The 20,554-nt window shown below is 34.3% G+C and carries 15 protein-coding genes and 10 pseudogenes; 18 read left to right on the plus strand and 7 right to left on the minus strand.

Annotated features, from left to right (window positions below):
- A complete protein-coding gene (locus tag ACQH21_RS04210) occupies positions 1 to 252 on the minus strand; it encodes an IS4 family transposase (protein WP_425383955.1) in 252 nt (83 codons plus the stop codon).
- A gap of 105 nt (positions 253 to 357) precedes the next feature.
- Positions 358 to 438: pseudogene (locus ACQH21_RS04215) on the minus strand (hypothetical protein); the annotation flags it as partial.
- Between the two features lie 87 nt (positions 439 to 525).
- Here ACQH21_RS04215 and ACQH21_RS04220 point away from each other — a divergent pair.
- Positions 526 to 1,398 carry an IS982 family transposase gene (locus ACQH21_RS04220; protein WP_425383942.1) on the plus strand — a complete coding sequence of 291 codons (873 nt, stop codon included), beginning with the start codon at positions 526 to 528 and terminating at the stop codon, positions 1,396 to 1,398.
- On the opposite strand, the gene ACQH21_RS04225 is transcribed toward ACQH21_RS04220, so the two are convergent.
- On the minus strand, positions 1,395 to 1,778 hold the full coding sequence (locus tag ACQH21_RS04225) for a hypothetical protein (protein WP_425383956.1): 384 nt from the start codon (positions 1,776 to 1,778) through the stop codon (positions 1,395 to 1,397). The genes ACQH21_RS04220 and ACQH21_RS04225 overlap by 4 nt on opposite strands.
- 189 nt (positions 1,779 to 1,967) lie before the next feature.
- On the opposite strand from ACQH21_RS04225, the pseudogene ACQH21_RS04230 reads away from it, so the two are divergent.
- A pseudogene (locus ACQH21_RS04230) lies at positions 1,968 to 3,121 on the plus strand (IS3 family transposase).
- Here ACQH21_RS04230 and ACQH21_RS04235 read toward each other — a convergent pair.
- Positions 3,116 to 3,715 (minus strand): IS4/Tn5 family transposase DNA-binding protein, encoded by a 600-nt coding sequence (locus ACQH21_RS04235; RefSeq protein WP_425383957.1) that lies wholly within the window; start codon positions 3,713 to 3,715, stop codon positions 3,116 to 3,118. The pseudogene ACQH21_RS04230 and the gene ACQH21_RS04235 sit on opposite strands and share 6 nt — an antisense overlap.
- Before the next feature lie 430 nt (positions 3,716 to 4,145).
- On the opposite strand from ACQH21_RS04235, the gene ACQH21_RS04240 reads away from it, so the two are divergent.
- From ACQH21_RS04240 to ACQH21_RS04270, 7 genes and pseudogenes are all read left to right on the plus strand, one after another.
- On the plus strand, positions 4,146 to 4,439 hold the full coding sequence (locus ACQH21_RS04240; protein WP_063631247.1) for a hypothetical protein: 294 nt from the start codon (positions 4,146 to 4,148) through the stop codon (positions 4,437 to 4,439).
- A 102-nt stretch (positions 4,440 to 4,541) separates the two neighbouring features.
- Complete coding sequence (locus tag ACQH21_RS04245) at positions 4,542 to 5,072, plus strand: head-tail connector protein (RefSeq protein ID WP_010401151.1); 531 nt, start codon at positions 4,542 to 4,544, stop codon at positions 5,070 to 5,072.
- 456 nt (positions 5,073 to 5,528) lie between these two features.
- Positions 5,529 to 5,672: pseudogene (locus ACQH21_RS04250) on the plus strand (DUF3168 domain-containing protein); the annotation flags it as partial.
- An 84-nt stretch (positions 5,673 to 5,756) separates the two neighbouring features.
- On the plus strand, positions 5,757 to 6,629 hold the full coding sequence (locus ACQH21_RS04255; protein WP_425383942.1) for an IS982 family transposase: 873 nt from the start codon (positions 5,757 to 5,759) through the stop codon (positions 6,627 to 6,629).
- A 12-nt stretch (positions 6,630 to 6,641) separates the two neighbouring features.
- A pseudogene (locus ACQH21_RS04260) lies at positions 6,642 to 6,962 on the plus strand (DUF3168 domain-containing protein); the annotation flags it as partial.
- Entirely contained in the window at positions 6,937 to 7,326 is a 390-nt protein-coding gene (locus ACQH21_RS04265) for a phage tail tube protein (RefSeq protein ID WP_007302803.1), read from the plus strand. The pseudogene ACQH21_RS04260 and the gene ACQH21_RS04265, both read left to right, overlap by 26 nt.
- A 58-nt stretch (positions 7,327 to 7,384) precedes the next feature.
- A complete protein-coding gene (locus tag ACQH21_RS04270) occupies positions 7,385 to 8,119 on the plus strand; it encodes a hypothetical protein (protein ID WP_425383958.1) in 735 nt (244 codons plus the stop codon).
- 61 nt (positions 8,120 to 8,180) lie between these two features.
- On the opposite strand, the pseudogene ACQH21_RS04275 reads toward ACQH21_RS04270, so the two are convergent.
- A pseudogene (locus ACQH21_RS04275) lies at positions 8,181 to 9,411 on the minus strand (IS256 family transposase).
- Positions 9,412 to 9,484: 73 nt separating this feature from the next.
- Here ACQH21_RS04275 and ACQH21_RS04280 point away from each other — a divergent pair.
- The 8 genes and pseudogenes from ACQH21_RS04280 to ACQH21_RS04315 form a co-directional block, all read left to right on the plus strand.
- A pseudogene (locus ACQH21_RS04280) lies at positions 9,485 to 9,877 on the plus strand (DDE-type integrase/transposase/recombinase); the annotation flags it as partial.
- A gap of 183 nt (positions 9,878 to 10,060) precedes the next feature.
- Positions 10,061 to 10,339 (plus strand): YggT family protein, encoded by a 279-nt coding sequence (locus tag ACQH21_RS04285; RefSeq protein ID WP_010401649.1) that lies wholly within the window; start codon positions 10,061 to 10,063, stop codon positions 10,337 to 10,339.
- Positions 10,340 to 12,448 (plus strand): DNA translocase FtsK 4TM domain-containing protein, encoded by a 2,109-nt coding sequence (locus tag ACQH21_RS04290; protein WP_425383959.1) that lies wholly within the window; start codon positions 10,340 to 10,342, stop codon positions 12,446 to 12,448. It begins immediately after the preceding gene.
- 127 nt (positions 12,449 to 12,575) lie between these two features.
- On the plus strand, positions 12,576 to 13,058 hold the full coding sequence (locus ACQH21_RS04295; protein WP_425383960.1) for a hypothetical protein: 483 nt from the start codon (positions 12,576 to 12,578) through the stop codon (positions 13,056 to 13,058).
- 176 nt (positions 13,059 to 13,234) lie between these two features.
- Positions 13,235 to 13,861: a TRP75-related protein gene (locus ACQH21_RS04300; protein ID WP_064085267.1), complete on the plus strand. Its 627-nt coding sequence runs from the start codon at positions 13,235 to 13,237 to the stop codon at positions 13,859 to 13,861.
- Positions 13,862 to 13,877: 16 nt separating this feature from the next.
- Positions 13,878 to 15,158 (plus strand): flavodoxin-dependent (E)-4-hydroxy-3-methylbut-2-enyl-diphosphate synthase, encoded by a 1,281-nt coding sequence (ispG, locus tag ACQH21_RS04305; RefSeq protein WP_425383961.1) that lies wholly within the window; start codon positions 13,878 to 13,880, stop codon positions 15,156 to 15,158.
- 177 nt (positions 15,159 to 15,335) lie between these two features.
- Complete coding sequence (locus tag ACQH21_RS04310) at positions 15,336 to 16,313, plus strand: DnaJ domain-containing protein (protein ID WP_425383962.1); 978 nt, start codon at positions 15,336 to 15,338, stop codon at positions 16,311 to 16,313.
- A gap of 27 nt (positions 16,314 to 16,340) precedes the next feature.
- Positions 16,341 to 16,830: pseudogene (locus tag ACQH21_RS04315) on the plus strand (hypothetical protein).
- 99 nt (positions 16,831 to 16,929) lie between these two features.
- Here ACQH21_RS04315 and ACQH21_RS04320 read toward each other — a convergent pair.
- Positions 16,930 to 18,160, minus strand: a pseudogene (locus tag ACQH21_RS04320) (IS256 family transposase).
- A gap of 73 nt (positions 18,161 to 18,233) precedes the next feature.
- Positions 18,234 to 19,136 (minus strand): annotated as a pseudogene (locus tag ACQH21_RS04325) (IS256 family transposase); the annotation flags it as partial.
- Positions 19,137 to 19,209: 73 nt separating this feature from the next.
- Between ACQH21_RS04325 and ACQH21_RS04330 the strand changes: the two are divergent.
- Positions 19,210 to 20,363: pseudogene (locus ACQH21_RS04330) on the plus strand (IS3 family transposase).
- Positions 20,364 to 20,554: the final 191 nt, after the last annotated feature.

Raw genomic sequence — 20,554 nt, forward strand, 5'->3', positions numbered from 1 at the left:
TTACCCACAACTTTGAGAGGTCATTATGCGAAGCATAACCATGCTTTCCCTGAGGTTTTCATAACCACGCCATAGAGTCATAGTTCCTGGTAAATTATCACTTTTTCTATTCATAAATCCACCTAATTTTCCTAACCAAATAATAGCTTGTTTTATGTTTGGAGGTTCTTCTGGCAATTTGGCTACTTTATGCTCACGTATGTAAAGGGTTTTCCACTCTTCATTACTTAAAACCTTGGTACAAACCTCCATGGGATTCGATAAAGCGACTTTTGTTAAATATAAAATTTTAAATGCAATAATGCTCTTTATAGCGATTAATTTCTCTAATCTTTCTTTTGTAGCTAAACGAGAGCTTTCTACCTTACATCCTGATTTTAAAATCCTAAAATACTCCTCGATTTTCCATCTTAGCTTATACCAATTGATCCTTTCTATAACCCCAGTTGCGGATTAGAAATCAGTGAAAAAGCCAGGAAAATAGGGTAACCTCGGAAAATTATTTACAAAATAGAGAGGTTACCAATGAATGAAAATATAACAGAATTATTTTGCCTGATCGACGATTTTTGCAATTCAGTTGACAAGAATTTTGCAGAAAAACTTCTACCAAGTAGCAAAAAACCAACCAGGACGCCAGAGATTACGCATTCAGAGATTCTTACCATAATATTGCTATATCACCAATCCAAGTGCGACAATTTTAAAATTTTCTATGTGCATTATTTGAAATTATTATACGAATCAGCGTTTCCAAAATTGCCATCCTATAGTAGGTTTATTAGGCTAAAATCTAGGGTTTTATGGTATTTAGTGCTCTTAATGCAATGGTTTTGCGAACAGTCAAAAGTGACAGGGATTTCGTACATAGATGCAACATCTATCGCTGTTTGCCATCCAAAAAGGACCTCGAGAAATAAAGTTTTCAAAGGGTTGGCAAAGATTGGAAAGACTACCTATGGGTGGTTTTTCGGTTTTAAACTACATCTAGTAATCAACGAAGCTGGCGAAATTCAAGGGGTTACGGTGACAAAAGGCAACATTGATGATAGAAAACCTGTGCCAAATTTAACTCAGAAATTGACTGGATTATTGTTTGGAGATAAAGGATATATCAAAAAAGATCTTTTTCACGAATTATTCGATAGAGGGTTAAAGCTTGTAACCAGTATAAAAAAGGGTATGAAAAACTCATTAATGGCGCTAAATGAGAAGATTTTGTTAAGAAAAAGATCGATTATTGAGACAGTTTTTGGCTCTCTGAAAAACAACTTTGAGATTGAGCATACAAGACATAGATCACCGATAAATTTTTTGGTACACATTTTTTCTACGCTTGTTTCATATTCCATGCAGCCGAAAAAGCCCTGCATTTCTAAGCTTTACTTCGTTGGCTAATCCGCAACTGAGGTTTCTATAGCATCTAAAGTGCTATTAACTGGTACATTAGTCAGCAAAGTCCAATCAATAGCTTCTACTCTTTCAGGAGGATTTGTTTCTTTGGCACTTACTACATATATAGCGATTTTATCACTTATTTTATGCTCTGTATCTTTCGATCCATAAATGTAAGAAGATCTGATAGGTATATAGCCTTTCATATACCTGACTTCAATGTTAGCTTTTCTTGAGATTTGGTATTTATTTTCAGCAACATTCAAAACAATTTCCCTTTTTACAGGCAGTTGAGTTATACGTGTTTGCAAATCCGTTTTTCCCCCTTCAATACAGATGAATTTCCTATTAGTTCGGTTGCGGATTACATAAAAACTATCCAATGATTCAATAGTCCATAAAAACTTAAAAATATCTGCTTCCCTATCACCAATAGTAACAAGCTGTGCACCTTCTGCGAGGTTATTTAGGGTTTCTTTTAGTGCCGCTATCCTGACCTTACCCAGAAAAAGTAGACAGAAAGTTAAGACGTTTTTGAAGTAAAATAAAACGTTTTTTCAAAGAGGTGTGGTATGACAAAAAGAAAAGAATATACAGCAGAATTCAAAATTGAAGCTATAAGACTAGTAAAAGAAACAGGTCAATCATCAGCAAAAATAGCAAGAGATTTGGGTATTAGCGGTGATTCATTAAGCAGATGGGTAAAAACATACAATGATAGAATGTCTGGAGTAGATGCGTTTCCAGGAAAAGGGAAAGTAGCTCATTGTGACAAAGAAAAGTTTGATTTAAAGAAAGAGCTGGCAAGAGTAACGAGGGAAAGAGACATTTTAAAAAAAGCCCTGGGATATTTTGCAAACCAAAAAGAGTAAAATATTCTTTTATAAAAGAACATGAAAACTGCTATAAAATACGGGAATTATGCAGATTTTTGAACGTATCTGCTTGTGGTTATTATAAATGGATTACTAAGGAAAAAAACAACAAAAAATCAATAAGAGAAGAGCTCATACAAGATATTCAGAAGGTATATCGAGCATCACAATGCAGATACGGAGCTCCTAAAATTCACGCTGAATTAAAGGCTTTAGGTAAAAATTATAACATCAAAACAGTGCAAAATGTTATGCAGAAAAATGGCATTCAAGCTAAGCTTAGACGAAAGTTTAAAAGTAAAAAACCACAAATAGACAATAGAGTTATAACTCCTAACATATTAAATCAGAATTTCATCGCTGATCAACCTAACAAGATATGGGTAACTGATATTACGTACATAAAAACTAATGAAGGATGGTTATATTTGGCAGCAATAATAGATTTATATTCACGCATGGTGATTGGCTGGTCAATGAGTAATGCAGTAAATAGGCAATTAGTTATAGATGCGTTATTCATGGCTATTGGTAGGCGCAAATCTGCTAAAAATCTACTATTTCATAGCGATCAAGGATCGCAATACACCTCTAAAAATTATCAATTTTTACTAAGTACAAAAAATATTACTTCTAGTATGAGTCACAAAGGTTGTTGTTATGATAATGCTGTTTCAGAGAGCTTTTTTAGTTCACTTAAGAGAGAGTTACTCATTGATACTTCACAACACTCTGCACAACAAGCTAAAACCGCAATATTTGAATATATAGAAATTTTTTATAATAAACAGCGTAGACATTCTACTATTAACTATTGCATTCCTGAGCTTTTTGATTCATCATTCTCATAGCAAAAACGTCTTAACTTTCTGTCTACTTTTTCTGGGTAAGGTCATCCATTTATAGCTTTCTTTCTCCTTTATAGCAGTACGGTATTTCCTGTTTGCTTTTTCTTGCGCTGTTTCTTCCCTGATAGAACGTGCCCAACACTGTTGAGAAGATAGCCCTAAAGGTAATCCGTCTTTGTTAACTATTAAGGCACTGTGCAATAACAAACCCTTTTTATGTTTTGTATAGGCTTTAGAAATACTACCTAGACCCTTAGTCTTTATATGAGAGTCAAAATCCAAATAACTTGTATCTTGAACTGAAAATACAATCTCATCTCCTTTTATCCTTTCTATAGTTTCTTTATAATGGGAAGAATAAATTTCCTTAGCTTCAAGCTTTTCATTGCTAAATAATCTGTATGCACCTTTAGCTTCTTTCCATCCTACACAGCTTTGATTAATTGACCCAGACGCCTTATTCTCTATTAAATAGCTTGTTTTAATAAGTCTTTTATTAAGCCTTACATCTCCCAGATTAACATGTCTCAACTCTTTTTCTAGCCATTTATCTCCTAAGCCATCAGCACATTGTACATTTCTATTTACTTCACACATTTTTACCTCATCTTACTCAGTATATTTTTCTCTATCTTACTTGCTTTTTATACTTGTGGGTAAAAGTGAGTTTTTAGGATTAGAGAGTAACAACTAGCTAACGCTTTTGCCTTTTTTTATTAGTAAATTTCTTAACGTTTATATAGAGGGTGTCATTCCAGCACTTGATGCTGGAATCCAGCCTTTCTGCAATCTCATCGAAAACGTTGTACCACCTTTCTATGCTAGTTTGCTTGTGAGCAACTTAGATCCCAGTGTCTGGGCACTGGGATGACAAAAAAGGGCTACTTGAATGACATACTTGAATTTACGCTATAAAGTGAACCGGTTTGGTGTGCTGCTGTTGTTTGCAGTATTGTAGTGCTAATTTTTTACTTCGGTAGTCTTTTTATTGTCATTATAATTATAAGAATAGTTGAGGCCAATTAATATGAAAACTTTTACGAAAAATTTTAAAGGTAAGGAAAGAAAGCTAGAAGAGTTCAATGAGAAAGTTGAAGACATATCAGCTGTAGCTCAAGATAAGTTTGCACATGAACTTGAAAATATCGCATATGAAAGTGTGCAGAAATTTCGCAGTCTACTTGCTAAAGAAATAAACTCCACTTTCAATAACATTCATTCTCAGAATGTCAATCTACTAAAATCCGGCTTAGTAAACTTGATCAATAAAAAAGGAGAAACAGCGTTAATACGTTCTCTTCTCAATATACTTGTACGATAGAGTTGCTGCTGCAATTTAATATTAAGTGATAACTAAAATAAGTAAGATTTTTTATGGATAAGTCTTACTTATTTTAGCTATATATAGAAAAGGAGGGTTGTTATGTCAACAAGACTAAAGTATCCAATTATAAATATACAACGTAAGTCTAAGCCTAAATCTTTTCCAGTAACTTTAGGAGAGGTTAAATCTTTTTTACGAATTGAAAATGATCAAGATGATAAGTTGATTTCAAGTTTTATTTTTATGGCAACTGATTATGCTCAGTGGCATATGGAAAAGTCTCTAGTAAAGCAAACGTGGCAAGTTTCATATGAAGGTTATATACCTCGTAGAATCTATTTAAGCTATGGTCCTGTAAATAAAATAATATTGGCTACTGATAAGAATAGAAAACTTAGTTATTATTTTAGTGATATAGGAAGCTATATTGAATTTTTCAATTATTTGAACATAATAAGGGCTGATGTTGTATACGAAGCTGGCTATGACAGCGTTCCTGAGCAAATAAAGCTAGGTATTATGCAGCATGTTTCTGCTCTCTATAAAAATCGTGAATCAGAAGTAAGTAGCCATTTATCTGAGGTAAAGAAGGTGTATTCTCCATTTCGCGAACCAAAGGTTGTTTTGTAGTTCCTGTTTGTCATTCAATAGCAGATACAACAGATGGTGTCATACCAGTACTTGGATCAAGATTGCGAGTAATGAATTGGGTTTTGTGAGTATGGGTTTTGCATTATAGAATGAAGTGTTTTTGGTTAAGAAAACTGGATTCCAGTGCTTACTGTACAAAAATTGTAACTTAATTCCATAAGGGAAGGTGTCATTCCAGCGCTTACTGTAAAAACATTGTAACTTAATTCCATAAAGGAAGGTGTCATCCCAGTACTGGGATCCAGGAAAATTGATTCTAAATGAGCAAACATTTTCAATAAAATGACCAACAAGAAAAATAGTTAGGTAAAGCTGGATCCCAGTACTGGGATGACAAGAAAGAGCTACTGGAACGACATCATTATAAAGTGAACCAGTGTCTGGGGATGGGATGACATCTTCTTGACAGATAATGTTCGTACAGTAAGCACTAGGATGATACCATCTGTTGTACCTGCAAATTGCAATCTTCGTAACCGTATCTGTGAGATGGAAAAAATTCAAATTATAAATGAGTTGTATAATAGTATTTATGCAGCATTAAAAGCAAACTCTGATTTAAAGAAATATGTTACTAACCCCAGTTGCGGATTAGAAATCAGTGAAAAAGCCAGGAAAATAGGGTAACCTCGGAAAATTATTTACAAAATAGAGAGGTTACCAATGAATGAAAATATAACAGAATTATTTTGCCTGATCGACGATTTTTGCAATTCAGTTGACAAGAATTTTGCAGAAAAACTTCTACCAAGTAGCAAAAAACCAACCAGGACGCCAGAGATTACGCATTCAGAGATTCTTACCATAATATTGCTATATCACCAATCCAAGTGCGACAATTTTAAAATTTTCTATGTGCATTATTTGAAATTATTATACGAATCAGCGTTTCCAAAATTGCCATCCTATAGTAGGTTTATTAGGCTAAAATCTAGGGTTTTATGGTATTTAGTGCTCTTAATGCAATGGTTTTGCGAACAGTCAAAAGTGACAGGGATTTCGTACATAGATGCAACATCTATCGCTGTTTGCCATCCAAAAAGGACCTCGAGAAATAAAGTTTTCAAAGGGTTGGCAAAGATTGGAAAGACTACCTATGGGTGGTTTTTCGGTTTTAAACTACATCTAGTAATCAACGAAGCTGGCGAAATTCAAGGGGTTACGGTGACAAAAGGCAACATTGATGATAGAAAACCTGTGCCAAATTTAACTCAGAAATTGACTGGATTATTGTTTGGAGATAAAGGATATATCAAAAAAGATCTTTTTCACGAATTATTCGATAGAGGGTTAAAGCTTGTAACCAGTATAAAAAAGGGTATGAAAAACTCATTAATGGCGCTAAATGAGAAGATTTTGTTAAGAAAAAGATCGATTATTGAGACAGTTTTTGGCTCTCTGAAAAACAACTTTGAGATTGAGCATACAAGACATAGATCACCGATAAATTTTTTGGTACACATTTTTTCTACGCTTGTTTCATATTCCATGCAGCCGAAAAAGCCCTGCATTTCTAAGCTTTACTTCGTTGGCTAATCCGCAACTGAGGTTACTAACATCTATGATTACCTGCCTAAGCAGGTTACTATTCCTTATCTGAGATTGCGCATAGTAAATTATGTTAACCTGCATATGCTATCTAATTTTGCTACAAAAGTAAGATTTTCATGCGACATATATACTTATCATATAAGCAGCATGCTTGCTGCTATAAAGCATGTTGGCTTGGTGGTAAAGAGCATTAGTAGTGAGACCATTTTGGAAAGTAATTGTGCTATAAATCAGCATGATGAAGTTTTACATTCAACAATTAATTTTGATATTTTAATACAAGGAGGTAGCGATGAGCAAATTACAGCTGAAAATTAAAGGTCATGACAATAATTTTGTTGTGCTGAATAATATACGAAACTTAAGGTTTACTTTGCGTAATAACAAAGAGGAGATGAAAGATATTTCCTCTTTTGGCTGGAGAAAAGTGCTTGATTGTGCTGGAAGTAGAAAGATTACAATAAAAATTAATGGCATTTTAAATTCAGTATTGGCTGATGAATTATTGCGTAATTCTGCAATGTTAAACTCTAATAATGATTATGAGATTAGTTTTAATGCTAAGGAGAAGATAAAACTCAGGTGTTCGGTTGAATTGTATGAGAGATATTATGATCCTGCCACTTTTGACAGCTTCACTGTAGTTTTAGCCAGTGCTGAAGTTGTGAACACTTTTCATTAGTGTTAATTTAATTTTTTCATATACAATAATAATAAGTGGGAATAAATTAAAAAAAATTATGAACGATGAGGATCTTTTCGAAGAAGGTGATGATAATGTTGAAGAGAATAGCGATGACAGAAGAGAAAGGAATTTGAAGAATGAAAATCAGCTCGAAGAGCAATTTAAAGAGTATTTAAAACCTTTCGAGGATATTTTAAGTCAAATTGATGAAGGAGTTGATAATTTAGATAGTTACGAAAGGACTATGCAAGTAAAGCGAAGTATAGATAGGCTCATAGAAACCTTATATAGCCAAGCAGCATCTGAGGATATTGATGTAGAACTTGAAACCACAAAACACACTCGCGATAAATCAGAGTCCAAGAAAAGAGTTCTGGAAAAGAGAAAGAAACAACTGATGGAAGAGATCTTAAGTGCTCAACAACAAAAGGAGCTAATGAATAGTAGGGAAAAACATGAAGTAGCAAGTGATAGGGATGTTCAGAAGGCAAAAGCACGAGTGAAGTCTTCAATTAGGGGGGTGTTGTTTTCAGTTATTGCTCATAGAATGGATCCACGAAGGAGGGCAGGGGAAACTGCTGATGACAATGAAAAGCAAGCTCGTATGTACGGTAGAGAAGCATTTGGTGGAGTTTTAGGTGGATTATTCAAGGCGTTTTTAACTGCAGTTGCTGCTGTTGTGCGCGAAATTGCTAAACCACTTCAACATATGAATACACAAGAGACGTCTTTTGCAAAACAAGTTGAAGAAAGCAGAAACCAGGATTCACAGAAAGGTCGATCTGTGTAGGTCAAAGTATAATTTCAAAAAAATTGTGGGAATGTTCAAAAAAGTGTGTCAAAGCGAATTTTTAGTTCAACTCAATTTTTAACCTATCAGGAAAAAAGATATCAAGTTGAGATATAGTTAGAGCCCAATTAGGCAAAGCCATAGCCCATTTTTGCTCTATCTTTTTTATAGCACAATATACCAATTTGTACAAGGCATTTGTACTGGTAAATGAACCTTTGGTTTTAGTAAATTTTCTGATTTGTCTGTGCAACCCCTCAATTGGATTGGTGGTATAAATTAGCCTTCTAACAGGGCCAGAATACTTAAAATAACTAGACAAATTTTCCCAATTGTTTTGCCACGATTTTATGACTAAAGGATATTTTTCACCCCATTTTTCCTCCAGTTCAAGTAAATAATTTTCGGCGATTTCTCTACTTGTAGCACGGTATATTTTTTTCAAATCATTCATAAAAACTTTTATATCTTTGCTGGATACGTATTTTAGTGAATTTCTTATTTGGTGCACAATGCATAACTGTACCTCAGCATTGGGAAATACGCTATTTATAGCTGTAGGGAAGCTTTTCAGACCGTCAACACAAGCTATCAAAATGTCTTCTACTCCTCTCTCTTTTAAGTCATTTAATACGCCTAGCCAGAAGTTAGCTCCCTCACTTTCTGCTAAGTAAAAACCCAGTACTTCTTTTCTGCCATTTTGGTCTATTCCTAATATATTGTACATGCATTTACTTATGCAATGTCCATTCTCTTTGACCTTAAAAAACATCCCATCCATAAATACTATCGGGTATACTGATTGTAGGGGACGACTCCTCCATTCATTGATTATAGGCAGTAATTTATCTGTAATTCCAGATATCTCTGCTGCAGATATTTTATGGTCATAGATTTCTTCCACATAGGATGCTATATCCCTGTATCCCACACCGCTTGCAAACATGTTCAAGACCTTTGTTTCAAGTTCTGGATGTAAGCTTGTTTGCCTTTTTTTCACTATCTGTGGTTCGAAACTTCCCTCTCTATCTCTTGGTGTCAATAGTTCAAATACTCGTCTTCAAAGTTTTGCCATTCTTTCCGTTTCTTCGATTCTTTTCTTCTCTTTCATTGGATAAATGATGCTCTATTTCACCTTCTAGACTTGCTTCCAGCAGCCTTTTTACAAATGGTGTTAATGCTCCATCTCTCCCCATCAATGGTTTACCTTCCCTTATTGATGACAGTATATTTGCTTCCAGCTCTTTGTAATCTACCAGGCCAGTCGTTCCATTTTCTATTTTGTAACTCATATATCAAACCTCTATTTTTTGTTTCTATTTTATTTTTATTTCTCGGTTTGACACACTTTTTTGAACATTCCCAATTAACGGTAAATGGGTTTATTTATATATTGTAGACTTCCTCTTGTGTGTTAGTAGAGACAAGTCTGCAGCACTTGCATTCTTTCGTAAAGCCTTCAGGAGTAACTATCTTCCTGAGAAAATTGTAATTGATAAAAGCGGCAGTAATACTGCTGCTCTTGATGATTTGAATGCAGAAATTTCTGAAGATTACAGTTCTTCAAATAAAATATCTAAATAATATTGTTGATAGATTTATCAAAAAACTAATAAAGCCAATGCTTGGGTTTAAAAGCTTCCATTCCGCAAAGATTACCATCACAGGCATAGAAAATATTCGTATGATTCAAAAAAGACAAATTATTAAAATAATGTTTCTACTTTTGAGAATTTTGCTATGTTAATGGCTTCATAACTCCTATAATCCCACCTTTAATGATCTTCTTTCCTATGGTTTATAGATGCGACAGAACCGACATATCAGTTGATAAACAGACTAATCAGTTATTGTTTATACCTATTTCAGCATGAAAATTATTGTGAGGCTTGATTTTATATATATCACTACACATAATAGACTTTAGTATAAATTAGTAATATGCATCCAATCATATACTTACTTAACCTGCTACTTGATCTTTACAGCTTCATTCTAATATGCTCAGTTGTTCTCGATTTGTTGATTAAATTGAATGTAGTGAACATGTATAATGAAGTTGTAAGCAACATAATGCAAACTTTAAACCGACTTACCCATCCTCCACTAAAGGTTATCAGAAGGTATATACAACCGTTCAATGGATTAGATTTATCCGTGATGATATTGATAATAGCAATTCACTTTGTAAAATATACAATTACTTATTACTTTAAGTAGATGTTAAAAAAACAGCTAAAATCAGCGATATACCTGTTACTCTTAATGTATATATATATATCGGTTTTTAGCTATAATTATCAAGATCCATCCTTAAATACAGCTACAAATCAGGAAGTAACAAATTTGGGCGGAGTAGTAGGTTCATATTTAGCTGATATATTGGTTCAATTTCTTGGACTCGCTAGTATTACAATAGCTACAACCGTAGTTTACTTTTTGATATCAAAAAGGCTGCTGAAAATTCTCTATTTAATATTAATCAATTTAGGAATATGCGCTACATTAGCGCAACTTTCGCTCGGTATCACTGCAAGGTATTTGCATGGCGGAATGATAGGAAATGCACTAATTAGTAACTACCCATTTTACATCTTTGCAGTAGCAGCATCAATAGGTTTTGTAGGGTTAATTGGTTGGAAGAGAACGGTTTATTCTTTACTTTTCCTATGTAAAAAAATATTTTCCCTTTTTACAAAGGTTCTGTTTTTCAGGTTACGTAAAACTACTGATTATTCAATAGCACCGTTAGTAGTAGAAGAAAAATATAGAACCACTAGACAACAACCAAAAGAAAGACAGAAAAAAGCTACCGAAGAGATTTTTAAACCACCTTCTAGCGAGTTTGAGTTTCCAAGCATTCACTTACTTTCTAAAGTAGAAGAATCTGTGCAGAGAAAACAGTTGAATGCATTAGAGAGCAATAAGAATTTATCTCTGCTCGAGCAGGTTCTAAGTGATTTTGGCGTGCAAGGAAAAATTATAAGTGTATGTTATGGACCGGTTGTGACTTTATACAAACTTGAACCACAAGCAGGCACAAAATCTGCAAGAGTGATTGGTCTTGCAGATGATATTGCACGTTCAATGAGTGCACTTTCTGCACGTATTTCAATAATTCGTGGACAAAATGCAATGGGAATAGAATTGCCAAATAAAGAACGAGAAATTGTTATGCTGCGTGATTTACTGGAATCGCCAGAATACCAAAATGCAAACTTAAATCTTCCGATTGCACTAGGCAAGGAAATAAGCGGAAAACCAATTATTGCAGATCTGACTAAAATGCCCCACTTGCTTGTTGCCGGAACTACAGGATCAGGTAAATCAGTTGCGATTAACACGATGATTCTGTCGCTTGTTTATCGATTAAGTCCTGATGAATGCAAGATGATAATGATCGACCCAAAGATGCTTGAGCTTTCAATATATGATGCAATACCGCATCTAATAACGCCAGTGGTAACAGAGCCAAAAAAAGCTGTTATTGCTCTTAAGTGGATCGTGAAAGAGATGGAAAATCGCTATCGTATGATGTCATATTTAAATGTGCGGAATGTAATAAACTATAATCAAAAAATTACAGAAGCGATGAATAGCGGAATAGAATTGGAACGCGTTGTACAGATTGGCTTTAACTCAACAACGGGTAAACCTTTGTTTGAAAAAATACCGATTAAAATGGAGACATTTCCGTATATTGTGGTGATTGTAGATGAAATGGCAGATTTAATGCTTGTTGCTGGCAAAGATATAGAATGCTCTATTCAACGTTTAGCTCAGATGGCTCGTGCTGCAGGAATACACATCATAATGGCAACACAACGCCCATCTGTAGATGTGATAACAGGTGTGATAAAAGCAAACTTTCCAACGAGAATTAGTTTTGCTGTTACTTCTAAGATAGATAGCCGTACAATACTTGGTGAACAAGGGGCTGAACAATTGCTCGGTATGGGTGATATGCTTTATATGGCCTCTGGTGGTAAGATTATTCGAGTTCACGGTCCATTTGTAAGTGATGATGAGGTACAAAATATAGTTGATCATCTGAAAATGCAAGGTGAGCCAAACTACATGGAGGAAATCACTCAAGAAGATGAAAATTCTTTTGCAGAATCAGAAGGTGAAACAGAGAATGAAGAGAACGATCTATACAAGCAAGCGGTGGCCATCATTCAGAGAGATCAAAAGGTTTCAACTAGTTACATTCAAAGGCAACTTAGAATAGGCTATAACAGAGCTGCAAATATTGTTGAAAGAATGGAGAAAGAAGGTATTGTCAGTGCTCCAAGTTACTCAGGAAAGAGAGAGATATTGGTAGAATGATCGCTAGCTTAAACTTTCAGGTCGGGGAAAGTTATTTTAAGATCAATGTATAATGATAGTTAATTTAATAATAATTTAAACATTGGGAATGTAAAATTATAATATATTAATTAGCTAGGGGGTTAAAATGGTAAAAGGAATTTTGCGCAATTGGTTAGGTGTAACAGAATTGCAAGAAAGTCAAAAGATAGATGCTGAGAAGTTTGAAAAAGTTTTTGGTGAATTAAAAAAATGGCAAGAAGCTCAAAAGATAGATGTTGAGCAGTTTGAAAAAGTTTTTGGCGCATTAGAAGAAAAGATTGGTATTGAGCAGTTTCAAGGTATGCAAGAGCACTTAAACGGCCTGCAAGAAAAATTTACAGGTTTAGAAGAAAAAGTAGAGACATTTGCAGACATGGTAGGGGGACAAGAACAAGCAATACTATGTGCCATAGTCAGTGCTGTTGCTGTAATAGCGGTAACTAGCTTTGTTGCATTCTGTATCTATCAGGGAGTTAAGCTTGATAAAGAGAAGAAAAATGACTTGTCTCAAGATAAACCAAATGGGAAGTTTAGTAATGTAGGTGATACCGAAAAACTGAATAATAACTTACAGCAAGGAAGAGTGTAATGCTCTTCTTGAAAGGGTGTTACGTAAAATTTGTAACACCTTAAATTTCCTTTAGATTATGTAGGTTTTGGTAGTAAATTTTTTAGAAAGATGTTTGTATTATAAAGTTGGTAGAGATTCTGATTTACTTGAAGTTTGTTAATTGGTATCTTTTAAAGCACAATATTCACTATAGTATGCTTAAGATCTTTTCTAAAGTTTTATTTATATTAATACTTTTGGTTTCTAGTTTCTTTACTGTACATAATGTTGAAGCGAAGTCTAAGGTAAAGTTCAGTAAGAGATACATACCTCCTGGTAACCCTGGTGGTGCAAACTTTCATGCAGACGAGGATTTTGCTAAGTCATATAAACTGTATGAGAAGCGTAGGGAGCTCCTCAAGAAAAAAAAGTTACAAGATCTAGCTATAAATAAAGAAGATCTAATCAAAAAATTAAAAGAAAAAAAAATTGCTAGCCTTGATAACGAGCCAAACAACGTGGGAGCTTGCATAGTTGAAGATGGGGAGGATGCTATGATCAATCAGCATGGTATTAATCTTGCACGTTTAAAGGGTGCTGTATTTATAGATCAAGAGCCAGTTTCTCAGTATGAAAGTAAGCAGCATAAAAGTGAACAACAAAAAGGGAAAAAAGTTACTTCAACACGAGAAAAAAAAGTTTCCCCTATAAATGTTACTATAAAAGAAAGTCCATCAAGAAGAACGTGCTCTCATGATTCTATTACTGATCTAAATAGAACACCACAGCATAGTTTAAATGGCTCAAGTTCATTTGGCAGTGTAGTTGACACAGTAAAATAGTGTCACGATTAATAATATGCTAGATAGAGACCTGACATTGAGTGATGATGCATATGAGTCATCGCCGGTTTCCAGGCATAAAACTCATACTGTAAAAGTTGGACAAGTGAAGATAGGTGGAAATAATCCTATAGTTGTTCAATCCATGGCACTTGGTGCACATATAGATTCTGACAACATAAAAAGCAGTGCTCAGAAATATGCAAAAGAAGTAATAGAACTAGCGCATGCAGGTTCAGAATTGGTGCGAATTGCTTTGAACTCAGAGGAAGTAGCAAAAGCAATACCTTATATAGTAGAGGAAATAAATAAAGAAGGCTTTGATGGTAAGATATTAGTAGGCTGTGGACAATATGAGCTCTACAGGCTGATTCAGGATTATCCAGACAACATTAAAATTCTGGGTAAAATTAGGATAAATCCAGGTAATATAGGCTTTGGTGATAAACGTGATGAAAAATTTGAAAAAATTATAGAGTATGCAATAACGCATGATCTTCCTGTCAGAATTGGAGTAAATTGGGGTAGTCTTGATAAGTACCTTTCACAAAAATTAATGGATGAAAACTCCTTATCTAGTAATCCAAAAACTTCTTATGTTATATTACGTAAGACGCTTGTAATGTCTGCTCTTGGTAGTGCAAAAAAAGCTGAAAAGATTGGCCTTAATGCAGAGAAAATAATCATTTCATGTAAAGTCAGTAGAGTGCAGGATTTAATTTTAGTTTATACGGCACTTGCAAAATCTTCCAATTATGCGCTGCATTTGGGTTTAACCGAAGCTGGTATGGGTAACAAAGGCGTAGTAAATACCACAGCAGGGCTTACTTATTTATTGCAAAATGGTATTGGAGACACTATCCGGGCTTCTTTAACTCAGCGCCCTGGTGAATCACGCACTAATGAGGTGGTAGTATGTCAGGAAATACTGCAGTCTATAGGTTTGCGCTACTTTAACCCTCAGGTGAGTTCATGTCCTGGTTGTGGACGCACAAGTAGCGATCGTTTTCGTATATTAACTAAGGAAGTAAATGGCTACATAAAAACTCATATGCCGGTATGGAAGAAAAAGAATCCTGGTGTAGAGTATATGAAAGTTGCTGTTATGGGATGCATAGTAAATGGTCCTGGAGAGAGCAAACATGCAAATCTGGGGATCAGCCTGCCTGGGTATGGAGAAAAACCTGTTTCAGCAGTCTACAAAGACGGCAAATATTTCAAAACTTTACAAGGTGATAATATTTTTGAAGAATTTAAGGCAATTATTAGTGATTATGTGGAGAAGAATTACACGTAACAGGTTCATGATTACTGTAAATCTGATGTGAAAAATGAATTTTATGAGAGGGGATTAAATTTTTCTAAAAACCAGCTAATGGAAAAATTTGCTTTTCTAGATTATCGGGAATTACTTGATTTTATATCATAGATATTATATAATAAACTATATATATAAATTTATTAAAGAAACATTATGGCCATACAAAGAGACGAGGCTTTAAAAATATTAGGTTTTCAATCAAGCTATGCGCCTAGTGAACAAGAAATTAAATCAGCTTATAGAAAATTAGCTTTGAAATATCATCCTGATAAACATTCAGGTAAAAATGAGGTTGTGAAGAAACAAAATGAAGAGAAATTTAAGCAGCTAGGTTCTGCATATGCATTTCTCACTAAGAAAAATATAGAAGAGGTTACAAATCTAACTGACGAAAATTTAAATGGAATTAATTCGCCTGAAGATTTGAGGTTTTACTTATATGAGGCTATCCGCAATCAGGATATAGCGTTTCTTAAAAAGCTTTTTTCCAAATTCAAAAGTGGTAAAGATGAAAGATTTGGTGACTATATTAATGATATATTATATGATTCAATTATCTCTTATACACCACTTATCCTTGCTGTAACTGAAGGAGCGGACATTGAAATTATAAATCTATTCTTGGAGAATGGTGCTTATAAAGAAAGTGAAAGCCTCAATAAGGCATTACATGAAGCGGTGGAATGTCGTGAAAATTGGCATGAGAGAGAGAAGGTTGTAAAACTGCTTCTGCAATATGGTGCAGATCCTAATGCAAATAAAAAATATTACTTACCAAGAGCAATAGAGCGTGATTCATGTCTTGCTACTAATAGTGTAACAGCTTTTATTAAGATATTTTGTTTACCATACGGCAGCAATAACAAAGTTAGAAAATTAATGGCCGAGTATGGTGGTGTTGATAGACAGTATATTATGCTTCAAGCAATATTTACTTGTTGTTGCTTAACAGTAGCTTCTGCTACTTTTTTTAGTACAGCTTCTCCTTGGTGTTATATACCAACAGCAATATTTGCACTTGCCGCGTGTTTTTTCATTAAAAATGCTGTACATGCTGCATTTTTTGCAAAAGAACCTTCTCCTGAGTTTACCGAAGCTAGAGCTTGTCCAGAGATTAGTAAAAGGCTATAATATCTAAAGTTTTAGTGCTGGGTAAAGATGAGAAAAAAGCATCCAGCAGACCTAAGTCAAAGGGAATGGACAAGAATAGAAAGCTACTCCAGAGTATCATACAGGAAAGGAGGAAGGTCGTCAAAGTATAGCAAAAGAGAAATATTAGAAGCAATTTTCTATGTATTGTGTACAGGTGTAAATGGCGGTATTTACTATGTGATGGGATACCAAGGAGAAAATTTAAAAAATCATATAAAGGAAGAATATGGTATGGATATTGAGATTGTCAAAAGGCCTTCATGTAGGTTCTAAGTCAACAAAGACACACCGCCTTAGCTACTACCAATGAGGGGTTTAAAGTACAGCCAAGAAGGTGAGTTGTAGAAAGGACTTTTGCTTTAGGAATAGAAGACTATCGAAAGAATAAGATTTACTCACTGAAAATTTCATATATCTGGCTATGAGTAGAGTTATGTTAAGGAGAGAAATATGCTTGAGTTTATCAATTCCCGGACAAGTTGGGAGTGTTAAATAAACTGTGTCAAATCGCATTTTTAGTTCAACTCGATTTTTAACCTACCAGGAAAAAAGATATCAAGTGGGAATGTTCAAAAAAGTGTGTCAAAGCGAATTTTTAGTTCAACTCAATTTTTAACCTATCAGGAAAAAAGATATCAAGTTGAGATATAGTTAGAGCCCAATTAGGCAAAGCCATAGCCCATTTTTGCTCTATCTTTTTTATAGCACAATATACCAATTTGTACAAGGCATTTGTACTGGTAAATGAACCTTTGGTTTTAGTAAATTTTCTGATTTGTCTGTGCAACCCCTCAATTGGATTGGTGGTATAAATTAGCCTTCTAACAGGGCCAGAATACTTAAAATAACTAGACAAATTTTCCCAATTGTTTTGCCACGATTTTATGACTAAAGGATATTTTTCACCCCATTTTTCCTCCAGTTCAAGTAAATAATTTTCGGCGATTTCTCTACTTGTAGCACGGTATATTTTTTTCAAATCATTCATAAAAACTTTTATATCTTTGCTGGATACGTATTTTAGTGAATTTCTTATTTGGTGCACAATGCATAACTGTACCTCAGCATTGGGAAATACGCTATTTATAGCTGTAGGGAAGCTTTTCAGACCGTCAACACAAGCTATCAAAATGTCTTCTACTCCTCTCTCTTTTAAGTCATTTAATACGCCTAGCCAGAAGTTAGCTCCCTCACTTTCTGCTAAGTAAAAACCCAGTACTTCTTTTCTGCCATTTTGGTCTATTCCTAATATATTGTACATGCATTTACTTATGCAATGTCCATTCTCTTTGACCTTAAAAAACATCCCATCCATAAATACTATCGGGTATACTGATTGTAGGGGACGACTCCTCCATTCATTGATTATAGGCAGTAATTTATCTGTAATTCCAGATATCTCTGCTGCAGATATTTTATGGTCATAGATTTCTTCCACATAGGATGCTATATCCCTGTATCCCACACCGCTTGCAAACATGTTCAAGACCTTTGTTTCAAGTTCTGGATGTAAGCTTGTTTGCCTTTTTTTCACTATCTGTGGTTCGAAACTTCCCTCTCTATCTCTTGGTGTCAATAGTTCAAATACTCGTCTTCAAAGTTTTGCCATTCTTTCCGTTTCTTCGATTCTTTTCTTCTCTTTCATTGGATAAATGATGCTCTATTTCACCTTCTAGACTTGCTTCCAGCAGCCTTTTTACAAATGGTGTTAATGCTCCATCTCTCCCCATCAATGGTTTACCTTCCCTTATTGATGACAGTATATTTGCTTCCAGCTCTTTGTAATCTACCAGGCCAGTCGTTCCATTTTCTATTTTGTAACTCATATATCAAACCTCTATTTTTTGTTTCTATTTTATTTTTATTTCTCGGTTTGACACACTTTTTTGAACATTCCCTATCAAGTTGAGAGATAGTAAAAGCCCAATCATGTATAGGCATAGTCCATTTCTCTCCTGCCTTCTTTATAGCACAATATACCTATTCATACAAGGCATTTGTGCTAGTAAATGAGCCCTTAGTTTTAGTAAATTTTCTGATCTGTCTATGTAACCCTTCAATAGGATTTGTGGTATAAATTAACTTTCTTACAGGGCCGGAATATTTAAAATAACTAGACAGATTTTCCCAATTATTCTCCCAAAACTAAAGTATATTTTTCTCCCCATTTTTCCTCTAGCTCAAGCAAATAATTCTCGGCTATTTCTCTACTTGATATGTTTTTTTCAAATCATTCATGAAAACTTTTGCTCGATACATATTTCAGTGAATTTCTTATCTGATGTACTATACATTTCTGCTTTAGGAAATACGCTATTTATAGCTGTAGGAAAGCTTTTTAACACAAGCTATCAGAATATCATCTACTCCTCTCTCCTTTAGGTCATTTAGTACTTCCAACCAGAACTTCACTTTCAGCCAAATAAAAACCCAAAACTTCTTTTCTGCCATTTTGCTAATATGTTATACATACATTTGCTTACACAATGCCCGTCCTCCTTGACCTTAAAAAACCATGAACACTATTGGATATACAGATTGCAGCGGACGACTGCGCCATTCGTTGATTACCGGTAACAATTTGTCAGTAATACTTGATATCTCTGCTGCAGATATTTTATATTTCTTCTACATGCGATGCTATATCCCATGCCACTGGCATATGTACTTAAAACCTTTGCTTCAAGTTCGGTTGTTTGCCTTTTTCTGACTACTTGTGGCTCGAAACTTCCTTCTCTATCTCTTGGTGTCAATAGTTCAAATACTTGTCCGTAAAGTCTTTGAATTTCTTCGGTTTGACCTTACCCAGAAAAAGTAGACAGAAAGTTAAGACGTTTTTGAAGTAAAATAAAACGTTTTTTCAAAGAGGTGTGGTATGACAAAAAGAAAAGAATATACAGCAGAATTCAAAATTGAAGCTATAAGACTAGTAAAAGAAACAGGTCAATCATCAGCAAAAATAGCAAGAGATTTGGGTATTAGCGGTGATTCATTAAGCAGATGGGTAAAAACATACAATGATAGAATGTCTGGAGTAGATGCGTTTCCAGGAAAAGGGAAAGTAGCTCATTGTGACAAAGAAAAGTTTGATTTAAAGAAAGAGCTGGCAAGAGTAACGAGGGAAAGAGACATTTTAAAAAAAGCCCTGGGATATTTTGCAAACCAAAAAGAGTAAAATATTCTTTTATAAAAGAACATGAAAACTGCTATAAAATACGGGAATTATGCAGATTTTTGAACGTATCTGCTTGTGGTTATTATAAATGGATTACTAAGGAAAAAAACAACAAAAAATCAATAAGAGAAGAGCTCATACAAGATATTCAGAAGGTATATCGAGCATCACAATGCAGATACGGAGCTCCTAAAATTCACGCTGAATTAAAGGCTTTAGGTAAAAATTATAACATCAAAACAGTGCAAAATGTTATGCAGAAAAATGGCATTCAAGCTAAGCTTAGACGAAAGTTTAAAAGTAAAAAACCACAAATAGACAATAGAGTTATAACTCCTAACATATTAAATCAGAATTTCATCGCTGATCAACCTAACAAGATATGGGTAACTGATATTACGTACATAAAAACTAATGAAGGATGGTTATATTTGGCAGCAATAATAGATTTATATTCACGCATGGTGATTGGCTGGTCAATGAGTAATGCAGTAAATAGGCAATTAGTTATAGATGCGTTATTCATGGCTATTGGTAGGCGCAAATCTGCTAAAAATCTACTATTTCATAGCGATCAAGGATCGCAATACACCTCTAAAAATTATCAATTTTTACTAAGTACAAAAAATATTACTTCTAGTATGAGTCACAAAGGTTGTTGTTATGATAATGCTGTTTCAGAGAGCTTTTTTAGTTCACTTAAGAGAGAGTTACTCATTGATACTTCACAACACTCTGCACAACAAGCTAAAACCGCAATATTTGAATATATAGAAATTTTTTATAATAAACAGCGTAGACATTCTACTATTAACTATTGCATTCCTGAGCTTTTTGATTCATCATTCTCATAGCAAAAACGTCTTAACTTTCTGTCTACTTTTTCTGGGTAAGGTCAATAAGATATTTGTTTCTAATTCTTTATAGTCTACCAAACCGGTAGTTGTGTTTGCTTGACTCATTGTCAAACCTCCATTTTTTTATCAATTTATTACTTTACTTCTCGGTTTGACACAGTTTATTTAACCATACGCGTCAAGTTAAG

The organism is Wolbachia endosymbiont (group B) of Eupithecia inturbata (assembly GCF_964030915.1).
Taxonomy (GTDB): domain Bacteria; phylum Pseudomonadota; class Alphaproteobacteria; order Rickettsiales; family Anaplasmataceae; genus Wolbachia.

Excerpts from the sequence above, each read along its gene's own strand:
- ACQH21_RS04300 (WP_064085267.1), top strand. The coding sequence starts at position 13,235 with ATGCTTAAGATCTTTTCTAAAGTTTTATTTATATTAATACTTTTGGTT.
- ACQH21_RS04255 (WP_425383942.1), top strand. The coding sequence starts at position 5,757 with ATGAATGAAAATATAACAGAATTATTTTGCCTGATCGACGATTTTTGC.
- ACQH21_RS04265 (WP_007302803.1), top strand. The coding sequence starts at position 6,937 with ATGAGCAAATTACAGCTGAAAATTAAAGGTCATGACAATAATTTTGTT.
- ACQH21_RS04310 (WP_425383962.1), top strand. The coding sequence starts at position 15,336 with ATGGCCATACAAAGAGACGAGGCTTTAAAAATATTAGGTTTTCAATCA.
- ACQH21_RS04285 (WP_010401649.1), top strand. The coding sequence starts at position 10,061 with ATGCATCCAATCATATACTTACTTAACCTGCTACTTGATCTTTACAGC.
- ACQH21_RS04290 (WP_425383959.1), top strand. The coding sequence starts at position 10,340 with ATGTTAAAAAAACAGCTAAAATCAGCGATATACCTGTTACTCTTAATG.
- ACQH21_RS04235 (WP_425383957.1), bottom strand. The coding sequence starts at position 3,715 with ATGTGTGAAGTAAATAGAAATGTACAATGTGCTGATGGCTTAGGAGAT.
- ACQH21_RS04220 (WP_425383942.1), top strand. The coding sequence starts at position 526 with ATGAATGAAAATATAACAGAATTATTTTGCCTGATCGACGATTTTTGC.
- ACQH21_RS04245 (WP_010401151.1), top strand. The coding sequence starts at position 4,542 with ATGTCAACAAGACTAAAGTATCCAATTATAAATATACAACGTAAGTCT.
- ispG (WP_425383961.1), top strand. The coding sequence starts at position 13,878 with ATGCTAGATAGAGACCTGACATTGAGTGATGATGCATATGAGTCATCG.
- ACQH21_RS04295 (WP_425383960.1), top strand. The coding sequence starts at position 12,576 with ATGGTAAAAGGAATTTTGCGCAATTGGTTAGGTGTAACAGAATTGCAA.
- ACQH21_RS04210 (WP_425383955.1), bottom strand. The coding sequence starts at position 252 with ATGGAGGTTTGTACCAAGGTTTTAAGTAATGAAGAGTGGAAAACCCTT.
- ACQH21_RS04240 (WP_063631247.1), top strand. The coding sequence starts at position 4,146 with ATGAAAACTTTTACGAAAAATTTTAAAGGTAAGGAAAGAAAGCTAGAA.
- ACQH21_RS04270 (WP_425383958.1), top strand. The coding sequence starts at position 7,385 with ATGAACGATGAGGATCTTTTCGAAGAAGGTGATGATAATGTTGAAGAG.